Origin of the sequence: Rhizobium album (genome assembly GCF_003122325.1) — a bacterium.
GTDB lineage: Bacteria > Pseudomonadota > Alphaproteobacteria > Rhizobiales > Rhizobiaceae > Metarhizobium > Metarhizobium album.
The window spans coordinates 89,896-110,257 of sequence record NZ_QFBC01000009.1 but is presented as its reverse complement, the minus strand read 5'-3'; the positions used below and the strand labels follow the sequence as shown (position 1 = coordinate 110,257).

19 protein-coding genes are annotated in these 20,362 nt (G+C 63.0%); 10 read left to right on the top strand and 9 right to left on the bottom strand.

All coding sequences use genetic code 11. The features are described from left to right. Nucleotides 1–75 precede the first annotated feature (75 nt). Together gfa and DEM27_RS19270 are read right to left on the bottom strand one after the other, a co-directional pair. The gene (gfa, locus tag DEM27_RS19275) at nucleotides 76–648 is read right to left on the bottom strand and encodes an S-(hydroxymethyl)glutathione synthase (RefSeq protein ID WP_109459880.1); all 573 of its coding nucleotides are present in this window, start codon (nucleotides 646–648) and stop codon (nucleotides 76–78) included. A 265-nt stretch (nucleotides 649–913) separates the two neighbouring features. Then, nucleotides 914–2,950: an NADH:flavin oxidoreductase gene (locus DEM27_RS19270; RefSeq protein ID WP_109459879.1), complete on the bottom strand. Its 2,037-nt coding sequence runs from the start codon at nucleotides 2,948–2,950 to the stop codon at nucleotides 914–916. Between the two features lie 145 nt (nucleotides 2,951–3,095). Here DEM27_RS19270 and DEM27_RS19265 point away from each other — a divergent pair, with 145 nt between their 5' ends. The 7 genes from DEM27_RS19265 (at nucleotide 3,096) to DEM27_RS19235 (ending at nucleotide 10,826) form a co-directional block, all read left to right on the top strand. Continuing rightward, a complete protein-coding gene (locus DEM27_RS19265) occupies nucleotides 3,096–3,725 on the top strand; it encodes a TetR/AcrR family transcriptional regulator (RefSeq protein WP_109459878.1) in 630 nt (209 codons plus the stop codon). Continuing rightward, nucleotides 3,706–4,533: a pyrroline-5-carboxylate reductase family protein gene (locus DEM27_RS19260; protein WP_109459877.1), complete on the top strand. Its 828-nt coding sequence runs from the start codon at nucleotides 3,706–3,708 to the stop codon at nucleotides 4,531–4,533. The genes DEM27_RS19265 and DEM27_RS19260 overlap by 20 nt, the downstream gene beginning before the upstream one ends. Before the next feature lie 67 nt (nucleotides 4,534–4,600). Beyond that, nucleotides 4,601–5,602 carry an ABC transporter substrate-binding protein gene (locus DEM27_RS19255; RefSeq protein WP_109459876.1) on the top strand — a complete coding sequence of 334 codons (1,002 nt, stop codon included), beginning with the start codon at nucleotides 4,601–4,603 and terminating at the stop codon, nucleotides 5,600–5,602. A gap of 226 nt (nucleotides 5,603–5,828) precedes the next feature. Then, a complete protein-coding gene (locus DEM27_RS19250; protein ID WP_109459875.1) occupies nucleotides 5,829–6,716 on the top strand; it encodes an ABC transporter permease in 888 nt (295 codons plus the stop codon). Further along, on the top strand, nucleotides 6,709–7,770 hold the full coding sequence (locus DEM27_RS19245; protein WP_109459874.1) for a quaternary amine ABC transporter ATP-binding protein: 1,062 nt from the start codon (nucleotides 6,709–6,711) through the stop codon (nucleotides 7,768–7,770). Before DEM27_RS19250 ends, DEM27_RS19245 begins: the two co-directional genes overlap by 8 nt. 73 nt (nucleotides 7,771–7,843) lie before the next feature. Beyond that, a complete protein-coding gene (locus DEM27_RS19240; RefSeq protein ID WP_109459873.1) occupies nucleotides 7,844–9,829 on the top strand; it encodes an oxidoreductase in 1,986 nt (661 codons plus the stop codon). A 1-nt stretch (nucleotide 9,830) separates the two neighbouring features. Continuing rightward, the gene (locus DEM27_RS19235; RefSeq protein WP_109459872.1) at nucleotides 9,831–10,826 is read left to right on the top strand and encodes an Ldh family oxidoreductase; all 996 of its coding nucleotides are present in this window, start codon (nucleotides 9,831–9,833) and stop codon (nucleotides 10,824–10,826) included. Between the two features lie 262 nt (nucleotides 10,827–11,088). On the opposite strand, the gene DEM27_RS19225 is transcribed toward DEM27_RS19235, so the two are convergent. Further along, complete coding sequence (locus DEM27_RS19225) at nucleotides 11,089–11,988, bottom strand: LysR substrate-binding domain-containing protein (protein WP_109459870.1); 900 nt, start codon at nucleotides 11,986–11,988, stop codon at nucleotides 11,089–11,091. Between the two features lie 105 nt (nucleotides 11,989–12,093). On the opposite strand from DEM27_RS19225, the gene DEM27_RS19220 reads away from it, so the two are divergent. Both DEM27_RS19220 and DEM27_RS19215 read left to right on the top strand, forming a co-directional pair. After that, nucleotides 12,094–13,107 carry a YeiH family protein gene (locus DEM27_RS19220; protein WP_109459869.1) on the top strand — a complete coding sequence of 338 codons (1,014 nt, stop codon included), beginning with the start codon at nucleotides 12,094–12,096 and terminating at the stop codon, nucleotides 13,105–13,107. Nucleotides 13,108–13,260: 153 nt separating this feature from the next. Further along, nucleotides 13,261–13,848, top strand: coding sequence for a YqaA family protein (locus tag DEM27_RS19215; protein ID WP_109459868.1), 588 nt, complete (start codon nucleotides 13,261–13,263; stop codon nucleotides 13,846–13,848). A 32-nt stretch (nucleotides 13,849–13,880) separates the two neighbouring features. Here the strand turns inward: DEM27_RS19215 and DEM27_RS19210 are convergent, their stop codons facing one another. Beyond that, on the bottom strand, nucleotides 13,881–14,576 hold the full coding sequence (locus DEM27_RS19210; protein ID WP_337250477.1) for a dual specificity protein phosphatase family protein: 696 nt from the start codon (nucleotides 14,574–14,576) through the stop codon (nucleotides 13,881–13,883). Nucleotides 14,577–14,813: 237 nt separating this feature from the next. Here DEM27_RS19210 and DEM27_RS19205 point away from each other — a divergent pair, with 237 nt between their 5' ends. Then, on the top strand, nucleotides 14,814–15,023 hold the full coding sequence (locus DEM27_RS19205; RefSeq protein ID WP_109459867.1) for a TOBE domain-containing protein: 210 nt from the start codon (nucleotides 14,814–14,816) through the stop codon (nucleotides 15,021–15,023). A 7-nt stretch (nucleotides 15,024–15,030) separates the two neighbouring features. Here the strand turns inward: DEM27_RS19205 and tsaA are convergent, their stop codons facing one another. From tsaA to DEM27_RS19180, 5 genes are all read right to left on the bottom strand, one after another. Beyond that, nucleotides 15,031–15,558 carry a tRNA (N6-threonylcarbamoyladenosine(37)-N6)-methyltransferase TrmO gene (gene tsaA, locus DEM27_RS19200; RefSeq protein WP_109459866.1) on the bottom strand — a complete coding sequence of 176 codons (528 nt, stop codon included), beginning with the start codon at nucleotides 15,556–15,558 and terminating at the stop codon, nucleotides 15,031–15,033. Nucleotides 15,559–15,682: 124 nt separating this feature from the next. Beyond that, complete coding sequence (locus DEM27_RS19195) at nucleotides 15,683–16,207, bottom strand: TetR/AcrR family transcriptional regulator (protein ID WP_128755532.1); 525 nt, start codon at nucleotides 16,205–16,207, stop codon at nucleotides 15,683–15,685. A gap of 79 nt (nucleotides 16,208–16,286) precedes the next feature. Then, a complete protein-coding gene (locus DEM27_RS19190; protein WP_109459864.1) occupies nucleotides 16,287–16,955 on the bottom strand; it encodes a class I SAM-dependent methyltransferase in 669 nt (222 codons plus the stop codon). Beyond that, on the bottom strand, nucleotides 16,952–18,151 hold the full coding sequence (locus tag DEM27_RS19185; protein WP_109459863.1) for an MFS transporter: 1,200 nt from the start codon (nucleotides 18,149–18,151) through the stop codon (nucleotides 16,952–16,954). The genes DEM27_RS19190 and DEM27_RS19185 overlap by 4 nt, the downstream gene beginning before the upstream one ends. Beyond that, the gene (locus tag DEM27_RS19180; RefSeq protein ID WP_165823491.1) at nucleotides 18,151–20,280 is read right to left on the bottom strand and encodes a TonB-dependent receptor; all 2,130 of its coding nucleotides are present in this window, start codon (nucleotides 20,278–20,280) and stop codon (nucleotides 18,151–18,153) included. Before DEM27_RS19180 ends, DEM27_RS19185 begins: the two co-directional genes overlap by 1 nt. Nucleotides 20,281–20,362: the final 82 nt, after the last annotated feature.

Below are 20,362 nucleotides of genomic sequence, written 5' to 3'. Positions count from 1 at the left end.
CCTAGGGACAAGCCCTAGGATGACGGAAGAGAGGGTTTCCGATCTTATCGGCAGCCTCAGCGATGACGACCATTTTTAAGCCGGCAGGACACCGTTCTTTTTCGCCGTCCAGGTCGCGATGTAGTCCATCAGGCCGGGATTGAGGCAATCATAGGGCTCCAAAGCGACTTCCTTCAGACGCGCACGCACGCCGTCCATCTTGCCCGGATCGTAACCGCTTTCGATGATCGAGGAGACGAAAGCCGCAAAACCGGGCTTTGCCCAACCCTCTTCCTGGAAAAGTTCCGGATGCAGGAAGGACAGGCCCTTGAACGGATGATCGCGCTCGACGGGACCATAAAGGTGGACACCGCAATCCTTGCAGGCATGACGCTGGATCAGCGCCGCCGGATCGACGACGGCAAGTTTGTCGCCGTTTTCAAGCACCTCGACATTGTCGCTCGGCGCAACGGCGACAACCGAAAACACCGCACCGTCCGGCTTCCAGCACTTGCTGCAGCCGCAGGCATGGTTGTGGGCGATATCGCCCTTGACGCGGACCTTGACGGGATTGCTCGCGCAATGGCAGACGAGCGTGCCACCGGAAAAGGCGGCATCCGTCGCCTTGAATCCTGAATCGACGGATGGATGTATCGCAATGCTGGGCATGGGCTTCTCCTCCTTTATGGCCGGCGCAACATGCCCGGCTGATTAGCCGCCGCCGATCATCCGACCGGCGGCACGATGACTGGATGGCAATCTGCGGGCGTTGGTGGACACGCTCCTATTTTTTCCTCAACACCAAGCATGCTCCCGCCGCCATGCATGCGTCCACCCCAGCAATGATGCCACCGAGATCAAATTTGCAGGCCGGCAAGCGGTCACGCAAAGATCTGCGTCGCGGCCCCGCGCCGCAGATCCGTCATGAACCTCCTCAGATATCCTTGGCAAGCCGCAGCGCATCGTAGATCGCCGCATGCGTATTGCGCGCCGCGACCGCATCGCCGATGCGGAACAGCTGGTAGGCGCCATCGGGATTGCGCTCGACTGTCTGGGGGGCGCCGGACAGCAGGTCGTCGTAGGAAACCTCGCCAAGGTTGCGGGACCTCGGCTTCAGTTCGAAATAGAGATCGTCCAGCGGAATCGTCCCGTGATTGATGACGATCTGATCGACCGTCTGCTGTTTCGCCACCCCGCCATACTCGCTGCCGATATGGGCGATCAGCTGGTTGCCGCTCCGTTCCGCCGCTTCCAGTCGGTAGGTCACGGTGAAGGTCGCATCGAGCTTCTGCAGCGAGCGCATATAGGGAACGAGGTTCATCGCCATCACTTCCGGCGCGAAGGAGCGGTCAGGCGTCATGATCTCGACCTTGCCGCCCGCCTTGGCGATGAATTCCGCCGCCTGCAGACCGGCATGATCGCCGGCATCGTCGAAAATCAGGACGTTCGTTCCGGGCTTCACATCGCCGGAAATGATGTCCCAGGAGGAAACGACGAGATCGTTGCCCTTGGTCAGCACCTCCGTATGCGGCAGGCCGCCGGTGGCGATGATCACGACCTCAGGATTTTCGGCCGTGATCGTCGCAGCGTCCGCCCATGTATTGAAATGGAAAGTGACGCCAAGCTTCTCGCACTGGCTCATGCGCCACTCGATGATGCTGATCATCTCCCGCCGCCGCTCGCTCTGCGCCGTCAGCCGGATCTGGCCGCCGGGGTTGTTGGCGGCCTCGAACACCACGACCTCGTGACCGCGCTCGGCGGAAACACGCGCCGCCTCCAGGCCGGCAGGGCCGGCGCCGACGATGACCACTTTCTTGCGGACCTCCGCCTTGGCGATCTTGTGCGGCATGGTCTCCTCGCGGCCGGTCGCCGCGTTGTGGATACAGAAGGCCAGGCCGCCCTGGTAGATTCGATCCAGACAGTAGTTGGCGCCGACGCAGGGACGAATGTCGTCTTCGCGCTTCTCGATGATCTTGCGGACGATATGCGGATCGGTCATGTGGGCGCGGGTCATGCCGATCATGTCGACCTTGCCGGCGGCAATCGCATGCCGCGCCGTGGCGACATCCTGGATCTTCGCCGCATGGAAAGTCGGAAACCTGGTGGCGGCGCGCACCTCGCCGGCAAAATCCAGGTGCGGCGCGCTGGCCATACCCTGGATCGGAATGACGTCCGTCAGGCCCGGGTCGGTATCGATATGGCCGCGGATGACGTTGAGGTAGTCGATGAGGCCGCTTTCCTTGAGGCGACGGGAGATTTCCAGGCCTTCGGCCTTTCCGGTCCCGCCGGGAAGACATTCGTCGGCGGTATAGCGGACACCAAGGATGAACTCGTTGCCGACCCGCTCGCGCATCGCCTTGAACACGTCGAAACAGAAACGAAGGCGGTTTTCAAGCGAGCCGCCATAGGGGCCATCCAGCTCGTTCGTCAGCGGCGAGGTGAACTGGTCGATGAGGTGGCCATAAGCTTCCAGCTCGACACCGTCCATGCCGCCGGCCTTCATGCGCTCGGCCGCGTCTGCAAAATCCTTGATGATGCGCTGGATGTCCCAGTCCTCAAGCTTCTTGGGAAAGGCGCGGTGCGCCGCCTCGCGATGATGGGACGGCGCGACGACGGGCAGCCAGTCGCCCTTGTCCCAGCGCGTGCGCCGGCCGAGATGGGTCAGCTGGATCATGATCGCCGCACCCGTTTCATGCACGGCATCCGTCATGTCCCGGATCCACGGAACGATCTCGTCCTTGTAGGCAAGCAGGTTGTTGAAGACCGGCGGGCTGTCCTTGGAGACGGCGGCGGAGCCGGCCGTCATGGTCAACGCCACGCCACCCCTCGCCCGCTCCAGCGTATAGGCGCGGTAACGTCCCTTCGGCATGCCGTCTTCCGGGTAGGCCGGCTCATGCGAGGTGACGATGATGCGGTTGCGAAGCGTCAAATGCTTCAGCTGGAAGGGTTGAAGCAGGGGATCGTTCGACATGCGCCGGGCTCCGATTTAAGGGGATGGTCGGTACGGTAAACAGAAATGTACACCTGTGTCAACAACGAAAACAATGGGGAACGGTATGTTGACATGTGTGTACATTTTACTTGCGACGGCAGGCAGGATTTGTTAGGAGAACATCATGGAACAGGCGATAAGCGACAGCGGCTGGCGCGGCTCCCAGGAGGGATGGCTGGAGGCTGCCTACGACTCGCTGCTCGAATCCGGCGTCGAATCGGTGAAGATTCTGCCGCTTGCCAAGCGGCTCAACCTCTCGCGCACCAGCTTCTACTGGTTCTTCAAGGACCGGGAAGAACTGCTGGGCGCACTGGTCGCCCGCTGGCGGGAAAAGAATACGGGCAACCTCGTGAAACAGTCGGAGGCCTATGCGGAATCACTGGCCGAAGCGATGCTGAACGTCTTCGATTGCTGGGTGAACAAGGAGTTGTTCGACTCGCAGTTCGAGTTCGCCGTGCGCAGCTGGGCCTTGCAGTCGCCGGATATCCTGGCCGAGGTGCAGCAGGCAGACCAGGTGCGCATGGAGGCACTGGGCCGCATGTTCATGCGGTTCGGTTACGACGAAGGGCCGGCGGATGTCCGCGCCCGGACCACCTATCTGGTCCAGATCGGCTACATTTCGATGCAGTCCACGGAGGACCTCGCGTTGCGCATGAAGCGCATCCCCGAATACATCTCAATTTATACCGGCCAGATTCCGCAAAAGCGGGAACTCGACCGTTTCTTTGCGCGGCATGGATACAGACCGGAGTGAGGGCAAGGTGGGAGCAGGCAAGGGCTTGAGGATTGGAGTAATCGGTGGCGCCGGCTGGCTCGGCGGCGCCATTGCGCATGCGGTTCTCGACGCCCGGATCGTCGAGCCTCAAGACCTGTCGCTGTCTTACCGCAGCCACTGTCCGGATCGTTTTCCGGGGTCCTTCTGGACCGCCGACAACCAGGCGCTCGCCGACCGCTCCGATGTCGTCATCCTCTCCGTCCGCCCCGCCGACTGGCATGGCCTCACGGTTCGTGCGGAGGGCAGGCTTGTCCTGTCCGTCATGGCCGGCATCAGGCTCGCCGCGCTCGGCGCGCAGCATCGAACCGGGCGGGTGGTTCGCACGCTGCCGAACGCCGCCGCCGAGGTTCGAAAATCCTACACGCCGTGGATCGCAAGCCCGGGTGTCGACGAGGCGGACAAGGCCGTCGTCCGCGCCATCTTCGATGCCTGCGGCGTGCAGGACGAGGTCCGCTCGGAGGCGGAGATCGACTATCTCACCGGCCTCACCGGTTCCGGCCCGGCTTTCCCGGCACTGCTCGCCGACGCGATGATGAGCGATGCGATCGCGCGCGGGCTCAGCCCGCACGTTGCCCGGCGTGCCGTCAACACGCTCCTTATCGGCGCCGGCCGGCTCCTGGAACAACGCGACGACTGTCCCGCCGATACGGTCCAAACCTTCCTCGACTATCGCGGCACCACCGCGGCAGCGATCGAGGCGATGCGCCAGGCCGGCCTCGCACAGGCCGTGTCGCATGGCCTGGCGGCAGCGCTGCAGGCATCAGTCAGCATGGGAGAGGCCTCCTGATCCATCGGGGCGGGCCCTGCGGCACCCCGCTCCACGAAAAACCGCCGCCAACATAGAGGGAAAGAACATGAAAAAACTGCTTGGCTCGACATGCCTGTTATTCGGAATTCTCGGAGGCACGTCGCTTGCTTCCGCATCGGAGTGCGGAAGCATCACGATCGCGAGCATGAACTGGCAGAGCGCGGAGGTCATCTCCAATCTCGACAAGCTCATCCTGAACGAGGGTTACGGCTGCAGCGCCGAGATCACCGTCGGCGACACGGTTCCGACGATCACCTCGATGGCCGAGAAGGGCGAGCCGGACATCGCTCCGGAAGCATGGATCGACCTTTTGCCCGACGTCGTCAAGAAAGGCACCGCGGAAGGTCGCATCGTCCAGGTCGGCTCGCCACTGCCGGATGGCGGCGTCCAGGGCTGGTGGATCCCCAAATATTTCGCCGACGCCCATCCGGACATCAAGTCCATCCCCGACATGCTGAAGCATCCGGAACTCTTCCCCGATCCGGAGGATGCATCGAAGGGCGCCATCTTCAACGGCCCGCAGGGCTGGGGCGGCACCGTCGTCACTGCCCAGCTCTACAAGGCGTTCGAGGCCGACAAGGCCGGCTTCAACCTGATCGACACCGGTTCGGCCGCAGGCCTCGACGGCTCCATCGCCAAGGCCTATGAACGCAAGCAGGCATGGGTCGGCTACTACTGGGCGCCGACGGCGCTGCTCGGCAAGTACGAGATGGTCCGCCTCGACTACGGCGTCGGCGAGGACGCGGCCGAATGGAAGCGCTGCAACACCGTTGCCGATTGCCCCGATCCCAAGCCGAATGCCTGGCCGGTCGACACCATCGTCACCCTGGTCGCAAAACCCTTCTCGGAAAAAGCCGGCCCGGAGGTCATGGACTATCTCAAGAAGCGCTCCTGGAGCAACCAGACGCTCGGCCAGCTGATGTCCTGGATGACCGACAACCAGGCGAGCGGCGAAGACGGCGCAAAACACTTCCTCTCGGAAAACCCCGACATCTGGAAGGCATGGGTCACCCCGGAGGCCGCCAAGAAGATCGAGGCCGCCCTCTAGGGCTGTTTCAGCAAACGTGACGGGCGGTTTTGCGTCCGCATGCGGTGCGCCGGATGGCGCACCGCATCGCCTAAGTGCTGCATAATCTTTCCGATTGGCGCTCACGCTGTCGTTTTTTGCTCTCGCATGTCGTTTTGGCAAAGCCGCCGGACACATTTGCACGCCATGCTTATCGCCGCCGACACAACAATAAGAACGGATCGGCTCTTTCGAGAAGGGGAACCGAATGGACTGGTTTTTTAAATTTCCGCATATGGACGACGCGGCCCTGCGCGCCCTCAAGAAGACCATCGACGAAGGCTTTCGCGGCTTCACCCGCGCCTATGGCGATACGATCGAGAGCCTGTTCACGCCGCTGCAGCACTTCCTGATCTATGCCGAGCGCTTCACCACCAAGACGCCGTGGCCGATCATCACGCTCATCATCCTCGCCATCGCCTGGGCCGCGACGCGCAACCTGCGCATCGTCGCCGGCTGTCTGGTCACGCTGCTGCTCATCGGTTACTTCGACATGTGGGACGATACGATGCGGACCATCTCGATGATCTTCGTCTGCACCGTGCTGTCCATCGCCATCGGCCTGCCCATCGGCATCCTGATGTCGCGCAACGACAAGGTGCAGAAGATCGTCAACCCGATCCTCGACGTCATGCAGACCATGCCGAGCTTCGTCTATCTCATCCCTGTTGTCATGCTTCTCGGCATCGGCAAGGTGCCCGGCCTGATCGCCGTCGTCATCTATGCCATCCCGCCGATGATCCGCCTCACCAATCTCGGCATCCGCCTCGTCGACCGCGACGTGCTCGAGGCCGCCGACGCCTTCGGCGCCGACAGCCGCCAGAAGCTCTTCAAGGTGCAGCTGCCGCTCGCCCTGCCCACCATCATGGCCGGCATCAACCAGACGATCATGATGGCGCTCGCCATGGTCGTCATCGCCTCGATGATCGGCGTCCAGGGCCTCGGCCAGCCGGTGCTCAAGGCGATCGCCAACCAGTATTTTACCCTCGGCATCTTCAACGGCCTCGCCATCGTCGGCATCGCCATCATCTTCGACCGGGTCAGCCAGGCCTATGGCCACAGGCTGCAGAAGCACCGGGAGATCGTCCATGGCTGAGCATGTCTTCGGCGGCATCAGGATCCGCAATCTCTACAAGATCTTCGGCCCCGATGCCGCGGCCCATATCGACGCCGTGCGCAACGGCCTCACCAAGGCCGAGCTCAACGAGAAATACGGCCATGTGCTCGGCCTGCGCGACATCAACATCGAGATGCCCTCGGGCTCGATCCAGGTGATCATGGGCCTCTCCGGCTCGGGCAAGTCGACGCTGATCCGCCACATCAACCGGCTGATCGACCCGACCGCCGGCGAGGTGCTGGTCGACGGCGTCGATATCGTCGGCATGAACGAGAAGGACCTGCGCGAGTTCCGCCGCCACCAGACGGCCATGGTGTTCCAGAAGTTCGCGCTTCTGCCGCACCGCAGCGTGCTCGACAACACCATCTTCGGCCTGGAGATCCAGGGCCTGTCGCGCCAGCAGAGCGTCGACACCGCCATGCGCTGGCTGGAGCGGGTCGGCCTCAAGGGATTCGAGAAGAAGTACCCCAACCAGCTCTCCGGCGGCATGCAGCAGCGCGTCGGGCTGGCCCGGGCGCTGTCCAACGACGCCCCCGTGCTCCTGATGGACGAGGCCTATTCGGCGCTCGACCCGCTGATCCGCACCGACATGCAGACGGTGCTGCTCGACCTGCAGAAGGAAATCAGGAAGACGGTGGTGTTCATCACCCACGATCTCGACGAGGCGCTGAGGCTCGGCGACCAGATCGCCATCCTGCGCGACGGCGAGGTGATCCAGCAGGGCACCAGCCAGGACATCGTGCTCAGGCCGGCCGACGACTATGTCGCCAACTTCGTCCGCGAGGTCAACCGCGGCCGCGTCGTGCATGTCGAGGCGGTGATGCGCCCGCTCGACGCTCCCCCGGCCGCCGACCGCCCGACCATCACATCAGGCGTCACCATCGAGGACGCCCTCCGCATCCTCGCGACAGCCCCGGACGGCGACATCACCGTCGTCGACACGACAGCAAAACCCATCGGAACCGTCACCTTCCGGCAACTCGCAAACGCTATGGTCAGCACGCGCGAGACAGGCCAAAACGCAAAGGCCTGACCAGCAAGGCCGGCACACATCGCCGGCCTTCACAGCCAAAATCACTGCAAGCAAACACACGCGGATCTGCGTCATGGCCAGAAGATTTCCACGCCTGTTCTCCCCGCTCAAACTCGGACCGCATAGGCTGAAGAACAGGATCGTCTTCGGCGCCCACACCGCCAACATGGCCGTGGAAGGCCTGCCCACCGAGAGGCACGTCGCTTATTACGAGGAACGCGCCATCGGCGGTGCGGCGATGATCGTCGTCGAACCCATGCCGGTGCATGCCGCCACCGTCCTCACCCGCGGCAATTTCCGCCACTCCGACGATGCGGTGATCCCGCATTTCAGGAAGGTGGCCGACGCCATCAGGAAGCACGGTAGCATAGCGATCCAGCAGCTCTACCATATCGGCGCCCATGGCGATTCCGACAATTCCTTCCACCCGCACTGGTCGCCTTCCGGCGGGCCGAGCTATCACGACAGCGACGGCTCCCACCCGATGACCGAGGCGGAAATCCACGAGACGATCGACAGTTTCGTGCAGGCGGCGCGGCGATGTCGGGAGGCCGGCTTCGACGGCGTCGAAGTCTGGGCCGCCTATCTCGGCATGGTCGACCAGTTCTGGACACCATGGTGCAACCGGCGCGAAGACCAATGGGGCGGGTCGCTGGAAAACCGCACGCGTATGTCGCGCGAAATCCTGACGCGCATCCGCGCGGTCTGCGGCCCCGACTTCATCATCGGCCTTGCGGTTTCGGACGAGCCGGATGTGAAAGTCGCCCTGCAGCGCGACGAGCTTGCCGAGATCGTCAAGCTGCACGACGATCTCGGCCTCATCGACTACGTCACCTGCGGTTCCGGCGGTTATCTCGACTTCTACAAGCTGATGCCGACCTTCCTTTATCCGGAAAAGCTCGGCGCCGATCTCGCCGCCGTCCTGAAAGGCGTCGTCAGCCATGCCGTCGTCATCGCCGAAAGCCATATCCGCACGCCGGAAAATGCCGAAACGGTGCTGGGCGAAGGCGCTGCGGATCTCGTGTCGATCGTGCGCGGCCAGATCGCCGACCCGCATCTGGCAACCAAGGCGGGCGAGGATCGCCCGGAAGACATCCGCGGCTGTATCTCCTGCAACCAGATGTGCTGGGGCCGGAGATCCCGCGACTACTGGATCAGCTGTCTGATCAACCCCTCCGTCGGCCGCGAGGTCGAATGGGGCGGCGACCGTTTTCGCAAGGCCGAAAATCCGCAACGCGTGCTGGTGATCGGCGGCGGCCCGGCCGGCCTGGAAGCCGCCCGCGTCTCCGCCGAACGCGGCCATCGGGTTGTGCTGGCGGAGGCTTCGAGCCGGCTCGGCGGCAATTTCCTCCTTGCCGGCATGCAGCCCCGCCGCGCGCAGATCCTCGATCTCATCGGCTGGTATGAACGCCAGCTGGAAAAACTCGGCGTAACCGTTCGCCTCAACACCTATCTGGAGGCGGCCGAGATCGATCCGGCCGAATTCGACGTCGTGATTGCGGCTACGGGCTCCTACTCTCCCGAGACGGGGTTCCAGAAAGCGTTGCCCGCGGTCGAGACCTTGCCGGGCATCGAAAAAGGCAACGTCTTCACGGTCGAAGCCGTCATGGCGCGGCAGGCGCGGCCGGGCAAACATGTCCTGCTGCTCGACGAAGGCGGCGGCTGGCGCGGCTGCGGCACCGCCTGGAAGCTGGCGGAAGAGGGCCACCGGGTCACGATCCTCACACCCGACCCGTTCGTCGGCAAGGAGCTGCAAAGGACGGCGGCGGACGTTCCGATGCGCCAGGCCATCCGGGCACTCGGCGCCGACTGGATCGTCGAGGCGAGCATTACTGAATGGCACGGCAACGGCGCGACCATCGTCGATCACAACACCGGGGAGCATCGTTTCATCGAAGCCGACACACTGGTGACCGCGACGACGAACGCTCCGGCCGACTGGCTGATGCCGGGCCTTGTCGAACTGGGCGTGGCCACGCGGCAGATCGGCGATTGCGCCGCACCACGGCAGGCACCCTACGCATTTTACGAAGGCCGCAAGGCGGGACTGGAGATCTGACGTGGCGGAAGAGGTGGAATTCGAACTGGCGGATGCACACGCCCTGGCGCTCCGCGCCTGCCTCGGCGCCGGCGCCGATCCGGCAAGCGCCCGTTCGCTCGCCGATGCGACCCTGTCGGCCGCACGGTTCGGCCCTGCCGCCGTCGGATTTCCGCATCTGGTGGATTACCTCAACAGTTTTCGCGAGGGACGCATCAATTGCGATCCGGCGCCGGCCCTGACGCGCCCTTTCCCCGCCTATCTCGCATCCGATGCCGACCGCGGCATCGCGCAGCTCGGCTTCGACATCGCCTTTGCCGATCTCGTCGCCACCGGCCGCCAGATGGGGATCGCGCTATTCACCCAGAAGAACAGCTATACGACAGGCGAACTCGGCTATTATGTCCGCCGGCTGGCAAACGAAGGATTGGTCGGGCTGGCGGTGACGAATGCGAATGCCATGGTCGCACCCAAGGCCGGCGGGCGGGCCGTCTACAGCACCAATCCGCTCGCTTTCGGCTTTCCGCTCGGCGACGACGCGCCGCCTTTGATCATCGATCAGTCCGCCAGCGCGACGGCCTACGTCAATATCATCGCCGCCGCAGAGGACAGCCGGCCGATCCCCGAGGGCTGGGCGGTGGATGCCGCCGGCGCGCATACGCGGGATGCACAGGAGGCGCTTACCGGCGCATTGCTGCCGTTCGGCGGCCGAAAGGGGGCGAATATCGCCCTTCTCGTGGAAATGCTGTCCGCCGGCCTGTCCGGCGGCGCATGGTCGCTGGACGCGCCCAGTTTCCTGGTGGGTGAGGCCTGCCCGGCCGTCGGACTGACTGTCCTCGCCATGATGCCCGGTCCGGCCGGCGGCGACCAAGTGGACCGGGCTCGCGACCAGATACGACGGTTGGAGGAAAACGGCGTCTACGTACCCGGTGTCAGCGGTAAGGTGCGGGCTGCTTCGCCGCAAACCATACGGATGCCGCGCAGCGTCCACGAGGCAATCCGCCATTTCGCGTCCTGAAGCACTCCGATCAGGACAACGGCAAGGCTCGCCAAGCAAGGGATTTTCCCAACCAGCGCTAAGCCAAACACGTATGCCGGCCCCCCCGGCTTCATGGATCAGGGCCACAAGCCCGACGAGTTCGTCAGCCTCGAACAACTACATCGCTACGACGCGATGCTGGAACGCCTGATCGCCTCCAGCACCCTGAAGGGGCTGGCGTCGCAAAGCGTGATCACGTGTCAACATCCGAACCGATCCGCAGCATTGCGCGTCGCTCACGTCAAACGCCACCCGTCAACGCGCCCTGATCCTGAAGATGCACATGGCAATAGGCTTCGAATTTGCCGGCCGGAGCGGATCTATGCCGTTCCTTGTGACGGAGCAGGGTGAAGCGACGGGGCGGCAGATCGAAATCGAGGACCCGCAGCTGGCCATTCACGACGAAAGGAGAAACGATCGTCTGCGACAGAGCCGTCACGCAGCCGCCCTGGCGCACTGCGGACAAAAGCGCCTCGTTGGAGGGCAGGACGATGCGAACGTCCAGGGATTGCGGGTCGATGTCGAGATCCTTCAATGCCTGCTCCAGCACGGAGCGCGTTCCCGATCCCCGTTCCCTCATGATCCATTTGAGTTTTCCGAGGTCATGACCATGCTCGATTGTCTCGTCCGCCGATACGACGACGACGAGTTTGTCGCTCGCGATCGTCGATGCCGCCAGAAGCGGCTCGTCCAATTCGCCTTCAATGAAACCGAGTTCGGCATCGCCACTGACGACGGCAGCGGCAACCGTCGCAGTGTTGCCGATCGCAAGGTTGACCTTTATGCCGGGATATTCCGCGGAAAACCCGAGCAATCTCGATGGAAGCCAGTAGTTCGCGATCGTTTGGCTGGCATGAACGTCGAGGCTCCCCGTCTTGAGATTTCCGAGTTCCGCAAGCACCGCCTCCGTCGCTTTCACACGCGCAAGCGTTTCTTTCGCTTCCTTGAGCAGGACCCTGCCTTCCCTGGTCAACTGGATGCCTCGACCGACCCTGTCGAACAGTTTTAAGCGATAGAAGGTTTCCAGCGCCTTGATCGACGCGCTGACCGCAGAAGGCGTCAGGCGAAGCGCCTTTGCCGCCTGCGTCAGGTGCTCGCGCTCGGCGGTGGCGACGAAGATGGCCAACTGTTCGAATGTCATTCCTAATCGTTCGATTATAACATATGAATTGTCAATTATTATTCGATATACGCGAATGAATTGCGTGAATATTCTTCAATCAATGAGTGGATTGGAGTGGCTGTTTTGCCGGAGTGGTCAATCTTGAAAATTATTCCCGGCCTTTGTGTCGCGGCCTTGATCACGCTGGCGGCACAGGCCCTGGTTCTCGTCGAGACGTTCCTGCTTGGCTACGAACTCATGGACGGCCTGGTCTTTGCCATCGTGCTCGGCACGCTGTTTCATACGGTCGCCGGTCTTGCACCTTCCTTGAAGGCCGGCGTCGTTTTTTCGGCCACGGTCGTTCTCGAGATCGCCATCGTGCTGCTCGGGGCCTCCGTCAGCATCGCAACGATCGCGGATGCGGGCGGCCTGATGATCGGCATCGTCGCCGGAACCGTCATCCTGTCGCTCCTGGCGAGCTATGGTCTCTGCAGGATGCTCGGCCTGCCGGACCAACTGGCGACGCTCGTGGCATGCGGCAATTCGATCTGCGGAAACTCCGCCATCGTTGCCGCGGCTCCGGTGATCGGCGCCAGATCGGACGACGTCGCCGCGTCCGTTGCCTTCACGGCCGCGCTCGGCATCGTCGTCGTCATTCTCCTGCCGCCACTGTTTCCCTTCTTCCGTTTCAGCGAATGGCAGTACGGTGCCTTTGCGGGCATGACGGTGTATGCCGTGCCGCAGGTGCTCGCCGCGACGGCACCGGTCGGCGTGGCAAGCGTTCAGATCGGGACATTGGTAAAATTGCTGCGGGTCCTGATGCTCGGCCCGGTCATCCTTTTGCTGAGGCTGAAGAAGGGAAGCAACTCGCGGCAGGGCGACCGGCTACCGTTTGGGCGCCTGGTGCCCTGGTTCATCGTCGGCTTCTTTCTGATGATGTGCCTGCGCAGCCTGGCGGTCATCCCGGGCAATGTGCTGGATGTGGCCAAAAGCGGATCGACTGTCCTGACGACCGTCTCCATGGCCGCGCTCGGTCTTTCGGTCGACATGCGCACGGTCTTCGCCTCCGGAGGCCGCGTGCTTCTGGCAGGGATGCTGTCTCTCGCGACTTTGGGAATGCTCAGCGTCCTCGGCCTCGCGATCCTGCATTCTCCATAATGTGCCTGGACCGGCACTGTCCGTACACCGGAAACATTCGGCATATTGATTAGGCGAAAACAACGGACTAACAGAACGTCTGTCTTCGCCACGGTCGTTGCGCCAAGGCGGGAAACAGGGCGATTCGTCCGTTATCACAGGAAAATCAGCGCAATGCTTCGCAGGCTCTATGAATGGACGATGGCTCTGGCAGGGCGTAAATCTGCAGCATACTGGCTGGCGTTCATCGCCTTCGTCGAAAGCTCGGTCTTCCTGGTGCCGGCGGACGTGCTGTTCCTGCCGATGATCCTCGCCAGGCCGCATCGCGCCTGGCGTTATGCGCTGCTGGCAACGGTGGCCTCCGTGCTCGGCGGCATTGCCGGATGGGCGATCGGTCATTATGCCTTCGAGGCGATCGCCCGGCCGGTGCTGTCGTTCTACGGCAAACTGAATACTTTCGAGCAGTTGCAGGCCTCGATCGACTACAAGACGGTCGTGCTGCTGCTGGTCACGTCGGGCCTCGCCCATCTGCCGCCGATCAAGGTGGTGACCATCCTCTCCGGCGCCGCGAACATCAATCTCGGGCTGTTCGTCGCCTCCGCGGTTCTCGCCCGCGGCGCCAGGTTCTTCATTCTCGCCGGCCTGCTGCAGCGCTATGGCGAAACGATCCGGCATTTCATCGAAAAGCGCCTCGGCCTCATCACCGGTCTTTGCGCCGCAGCGCTGATTCTTCTCTACGGCACATATGTCCTTCTGCGGTAACCGCCTTTGACCGCTTGCCGTCCTCTCGGCAGCTAGCCTTCGATGCCGAAATGCCGTTCCAGCCTCTCCCAACTGTCGTCCATCGCAAAGGTGGACGACAGGAACGGAATGCCGATATGGCCGAAGCGGATCGACAGCTGGTTTTCCGCGACATCTTCGTTTATCCCGGCGATCCGCTCGCTATAGATGACCGATACAAGGCCTGTCCGGTCGGCACCCGCCGCGCAATGAATGAGGATCGGCTTCGGAGCGGCCCTGAGGATCGCCACCAACGCCTCGGCCTGATCGGCGGACAGCCCGTGGCTGGCACTCATCCTGAAATCGATATGATTGATATCGAGGCGTTTTGCCGCGGCAATTTCGTCGACATACCAGCGCGCACCGGTGCTTTCGCCGCGAAGGTTGATCACCGTCTTGATGCCGTGGTCGTGGACATAGGTTTCCAGTTGCCCGGCCGTCGGCTGGGCGGACCGATAGAGTTCGCCATCGATGACGGTGTGAAAATTGCCGCTCAGTTGCAGGAAAACGAGATAGCCGCCAAAACCCGCAGCCGTCAGACCAATAGCGGCGATGGACCGCCTCCGTCTTGAGAAAAGCCCGGCAAGGCGACGCATCGCCCCAAACGCTTTTGCCCCTGGCTTGACCGTGAGGCTGTCCGCCGTTGCCGAAGCCGGGCCGGTATCGCCTGCGCTCTTCGGCGCTTTCCCAAGAATAATATCATCTTCCATCACAAGCACCCGCATTCCCGTCAGATCACGGACCGGGTTCTTGCATGGGAAACTGACAGCCAACTGAACATGTTGGTGCCCATCGCCGGGCCATCTTGCTGGAGATTGCCCGATGGCGGCGCGCGTGGCCAAGGGTGAGCGACCTTTTGCAGCCGGGAGGTTTGCCGACCGCGAGTGTTCTTGCGGCACTTTGTCGATCAAGGTAGAAGCGCCATGACACAACAGGAGGCCGCCATCATGAAAATCAGTGCACGCAACCGCTTCAAGGGCAAGGTCGTCGAAGTCAAGAAGGGCGCGACCACGGCCCATGTGCGTATCGATCTCGGCAACGGGCTGATCGTTACTTCCTCGATCACCAACGAGGCCGTCGATGAATTGGAGCTTGCCGTTGGTTCCGATGCCTATGCGGTGATCAAGGCATCCGACGTCATGGTGGCTGTCGACTGACCGCCGCTCACGCCTTCTGGCAATAATGCGCGGTCGGCGCGTTCTCGTCCGTCTGATAGTCGCCGGGTTGCGGCGGCGCGATCGGCTTGAACAAGGTTCTGTCCGGCTTGAGATCGATCAGCGGCGTGCCGTCGAGGCAATCCAGACCGCGCACCAGCAGGATATCGCCCTCGACGCCTTCCAGGGTGACGATCGAGGTGCCGATCGGATTTGGCCGCACCGGCGAGCGGAGCGAAAAGGTGCCATGCACCTTGCCGTTGCCAGCCGGGCTCTGCAGCACGAGATCGCGGCGCGACCGGTGCAGCCAGTACAGGATTTCCAGCCGCTCGAAGGCTTCGACGCCTTTCAGCGCTGGTATCCAGGGTTCGAAGATCTCGATCCGGCAGAGCGGGCCGTCATGCCGGCCCTGCCTCGGCGTTTCCATGCGCGACGTCCAGGGCGTGGAGATGCGGCCGATGAAGACGAGCCCGGCATCGGTCGCCGCTGGCGGATCGACCGAAACCTCGTTTTCGCGGATCTCATTTTCACGAACCATGCTTCTTCCTTTCATTCGCGGCAACCCGACGCTTCCGGGAGCGTGCTTCGGCTTATTATTGCACAGCGTTATATTCGATGGAATATCGCCGCAGCCCCTGCAAAGGCCAAGATTCAGCCGGGCGTCATTTCCGGGGCGACAAACCGTGCGCTTCGGCAGTCGTCGTCACCAGATCGCGGGTAAAACCGACATCGGCAGGCGACAGGAGCAGCCGGATGCCGATGCCGCGGAGTTCGTCGACAAAAGCGATCACGGCCGCGTCGCCGGGACATCGGCCGTAATACGGCGCCACGTGATCTGCCAGCCCCGAGGCATGCGCGCGCAGCACGGCCTGCAATTCCGGGTCGTCGCCGACTTCCAGAATGATGGAAAGGAAGAAACGCATCCGCTCGCGGTCGAACATGAGGCCGGCCAGCATGTCTTCGACCGAAGACGGTTGCGCATGGCGGGACGCACGGTCATGAGACGCTTCGAGGAGAGCGATATAGAGATCGGCTTTCCTCGGGAAATAATAGGTGAGGTGCGACTGGCGCAGATTGGCGCGCCTGGCGATCTTCGGCTGCGTAAGCGCCTTCATGCCCTCGGCCTCGATAATATCGAGCGCCGTGTCGAGGATAAGCCTGCGCAAGTCGGTAGCGGGTCTGGGCAATCCTGCCTCCGTTATTCTCCGGATTTATAAAGCATTTCCGCTTTTCTCCGAAATGCGAAAACGCTCTATCTCTCTGTTTCTACACGATTCCGGAGGCAATCGCGACGAGGCCGCGATAGTTCAGGGCGTTGAAAAGCAGAGTGCTCGACGCAAACCCTGCCTGCCGCAACAACTCGTCCAGCCGTTCCGCCGTCACGCAATGCCAGTCGTTCCGTGCGCGAGCGATAATGGCGCCGCGCTCTGCCGCGCCGAGGCCGCCGCCGGCGAGCCATCGGTCGTAGGTGGCTTCCTCCCCAATGGCGGCGGGATCGAAAAGCGCCAGCATGCCGTTTTTCCCAAGCCTCTCGCGCACGCCGGACAAAAAATCGGCTTTCCGTCCGTCGTCGGTAAGAAAGTGCAGGACGAGGATGACGACGGCCGCGTCGAAAGACCGTTCGGCGACGTCATCCAGCAGTCCCTTGACAAGGTCGACGCGGCTGCTCAGGCCGGCCAGGTCGACCTTTTTCCTGGCGACGGCAAGCATGCCACCGGACGGTTCGACAGCCGTAAAACGGGCGTCCGGAAGCTGTTTCGCCAGCGCGATCAGTTCGCTGCCCGTGCCGCAGCCGACCACGAGGATACGCGAAGACCGTTCGAGACGGGCGGCAAGCGCGCAGGCAAGTATCTCCTGCGCGAGGGCGTAGCCAGGCACCATGCGGAGGATGCGGGCATCATAATCCGCTGCGGCCGAATCGGGAAAGATCGTCATGCGGGCTGCCTCCTGCGCGGCGAGGCGAGCAACGGCGCTGCCAGGACCATGGCGAGGAGCAGGCAGGACGCCAGGAATGGTGCGGTGACGGCAAGGCCATGCAGCGTCGCCCCGGCGATCGGGCCTGCCGCCATGCCGAGGCCCTGGGCAACCGCATTGATGCCGGCGGCCCGGCCTTGTGCCTGCACGCCGGCGGCAAGGCTCAGCGATGCGAGGTTTCCGGGCAGGAGCAGGCCGAGCGCCGCCCCGAACAGGATGATGGCGGCGGCCAGAAGCGGCCATGACTGCGCCGTTGCGGCCACCGTCATCACCACGAGGGCAACACCGGCGCCTGCCAGCATCAGCCGTGTCGCGGGCCATCGCAGCCATCGCAAGGCAAATGTCTGCACGAGTGCCATCGACAATGCGGCCCCCATCAGGGTGACCCCGGCTCGCGAGATCGAGTTGGCGACGTCGAGGCCAAAACCGTCCTGCAAGCGCAGGGCGGTGACATGCTGGACAATGCCGTAAACGGTGATCGCCAGGAAGGTGACGGTCAGGTTGGGCAACAGGCGCGTCAGCGATAGCGGCGTCTTCTCCATGGCATTCATTCGGTTTGGCGCCGGTTCCCGCAACATCGTCCAGACGGCCAGGAACCCCGCCGTGACGGTGGCGGACAAGGCTGCAAATGCGGCGACCGGCGCCGTCCCGCCGATTGCGAAAGCGCAGGCCGCCCCGGCCACGGCGCCGATGCCGTAGGCGGCACCGAGAAGTCCCATGCCCTCCGCCCGCTGCTCCGCCTTCGTGCTGTCGGCCATGAAGGCCTGGGCCGCGGGCAGCAGGCCCGCGGCGAATGCCGACTGCAGGAAGCGGATGCCGAAGAGCAGCCCGAGGGCAGCCATTGCCGTGATCGCACCGTTCAGGCGAGCGCCGATCACCAGCGCCGATAGAGCCGGTCCTGCCGACGCTGCCGCCAACGCCACGAGCAGGACCGGCTTTCTCCCAAAGCTTTCGCTGAGGGTTCCGCCGATCGGCGCCGCGACGAGCAGCACCAGCGCCGACAGGCCAAGCAGTGCGCCCGTCTGGATGTCGGTGAAGCCCAACGATCGTCCGAGCGGCGGCAAGACGACGAGGGTGAAGGCTTGCGCCGCGGCATTGGCCATCAATGCAAACAGCATGGGAAGCGCTGCAACGCGAAAGGAGGGGGCAGCCGGCATCAGAACTTCACCCTTGCGCCGAGTGTAAACGTCCTGCCCTCGCCGGGAATGCCGGCAAAGACAGCCGAACCCGTCGTCGACGTTCCGGCCTGGAACGCGGAGCTGACGTAGCGCTTGTCGAACAGATTTTCCACCGACGCATAGATGTCGATGTTGCCCTTCTGCCAGCCTGCCCTCAGGTTGACGAGGCCGTATCCATCGAGTTTGCGGCTGTTTGCGGGGTCGATTTGCCGGCTTCCGGTGTAAAGATATTCGGCGCGGACGAAACCCGAGCCGGAAAGGCCGGCCAGATCGAGTTCCCGCCGATAGTCCGCGGCAAGGCTGGCCGTGAAGACCGGTGCATAAGGAACGTCATTGCCGATGATGGCAGGATTGGCGCCGCCATCGATCTCCGCATCGAGCAAGGCCAGGTTGGCGCTGAAGGCCATGGTCTCGGTGGCCTGCGCCTTGGCTTCGATTTCCAGCCCGTACGAACGCGTATCGGCGTTGAGAACGCTGAACCGGCCGAGCACCGGGTTGAAGGTAAACAACTGCTCGTCGCTGGTATCGTTGTAGAACAGCGACGTGCCGAGCGTCAGGAAGCCGCCGAGATCGGTTGCCTTCAGGCCGGCCTCGTAGGACCAGGTCGAGGCGCTGTCGTAGGGCGTCAGCGGCATGCCCATGGCGGCGAACTGATTGTAGAAGAGATAACCGCCGGTCTTTTCGCCGCGCGCAACCGTTGCAAAGGCCGTCATGTTGTCGGCGAGCGCGTAGGTGAACCCCGTCCGGCCGGTGGCGAACGTGTAATCTTCGTCACCGTTTTCCGAGAAATAGGCACGGGCACCGTTGCGGCCACGGAATGTGCCTTCGAATTCCTTGCGCTCGTGGCTGAGCCGCAGGCCGCCGATCCAGTCCAGCCGTTCGGTCAGCGGGACCGTGACTTCACCGAACAGGGCAATGTTCACCGTATCGATGCGGCCGCGATAGGCGCCGTTTGCGAGCTGCAGGCTGGTGATGTCGGTGGTCGAGTCGAATGTCGATGCCAGGCCGCTGATGCCCGCCAGCCAGCGCGTGCCGCCTTCCGTCTCGCCATCGAGACGCAGTTCCTGGGTCCATTGATTGCTGTGTTCGTCAATCCTGCGCACGTTCAGTCCGGGCATCTGCAAGGCAAAACCCGGCAAGCCTGTCTGCGCCGTGCCGATGAAGCCGTCGACGATATCGGCTTCGAGTTCGGTCTCGTAATGCTGGAAGCCGGTCACCGACGTCAGGCGTGCCCATTCAAGGTCATGTTCCAGGGTCAGGCCGAAATGCGCGGTCTCGGTTTGCGTCTCCGGCAGCGGGTTGAAGGCATTGCGGGGAAAGCCCGGGTCGTCGAGCCAGATGCCGGTGGTCGGCTTCTGACGGTCGCGGCTCCAGCCGCCGGTGACCGTCACCTTGGTCGTGTCGCTGGGGGCGGCGACCAGCTTGCCCGAAGCCGTGCCGTAAAGACGTGCCCGCAAATCACTCTCCACCGAACCGACGGTGCCGGGCGATGAGTAGAGGTAGTTGGCGAGATCGCCATTGTCGTCGAAGAGCGTGCCGGCGATTCGTGCCGACACGGTATCGGACAGCGGTCCTTCGACGGTCCCGGATATCTGCTTGTGGCCGTTCGAACCGACCTCGACGCCGATGGAACCGCCGCGCTGCTCGGCCGGATCTGCTGTCAGGATGTTGACGACACCAGCCTGCGCATTCAGGCCGAACAATGTTCCCTGCGGTCCCCGCAGCACTTCGACCTGGCGGATATCGCCGAGCGGCTGGTCGAAGACCCGCACGGGCAGAGGCACGCCATCGACATAATAGAGGACGGACGGTGAAATCAGCGCCGACGCCGAGCCGATGCCGCGAATGTTGATCGTGTTCGAAAAACCGAGGCCGCTGTCGGCAAAGTTGAACCCTGGGACCAGGCGCGCCAGCGATTGCGTGTCCTCAATCCCTGCCTCTTCAAGCGCGTCAGACGGAAGGGCGGTGACAGCGAACGGAACGCCGGTGATGTCCTCGATGATCTTGCGGGCATTGACCGTGATCGTCTCCAACACGGTGTCCTCCGGGACCTCTCGCTGCTGGGCCGCGGCCGTTCCGCCAAGCGCCATGACGACCACAAATACCACCGCTCCTGTTCTGCCCCGATCCACGCCGTTCCCCTTCATGATGAGTTAGTTGGTAACCTACCAATAAACTGGTGAATAACAG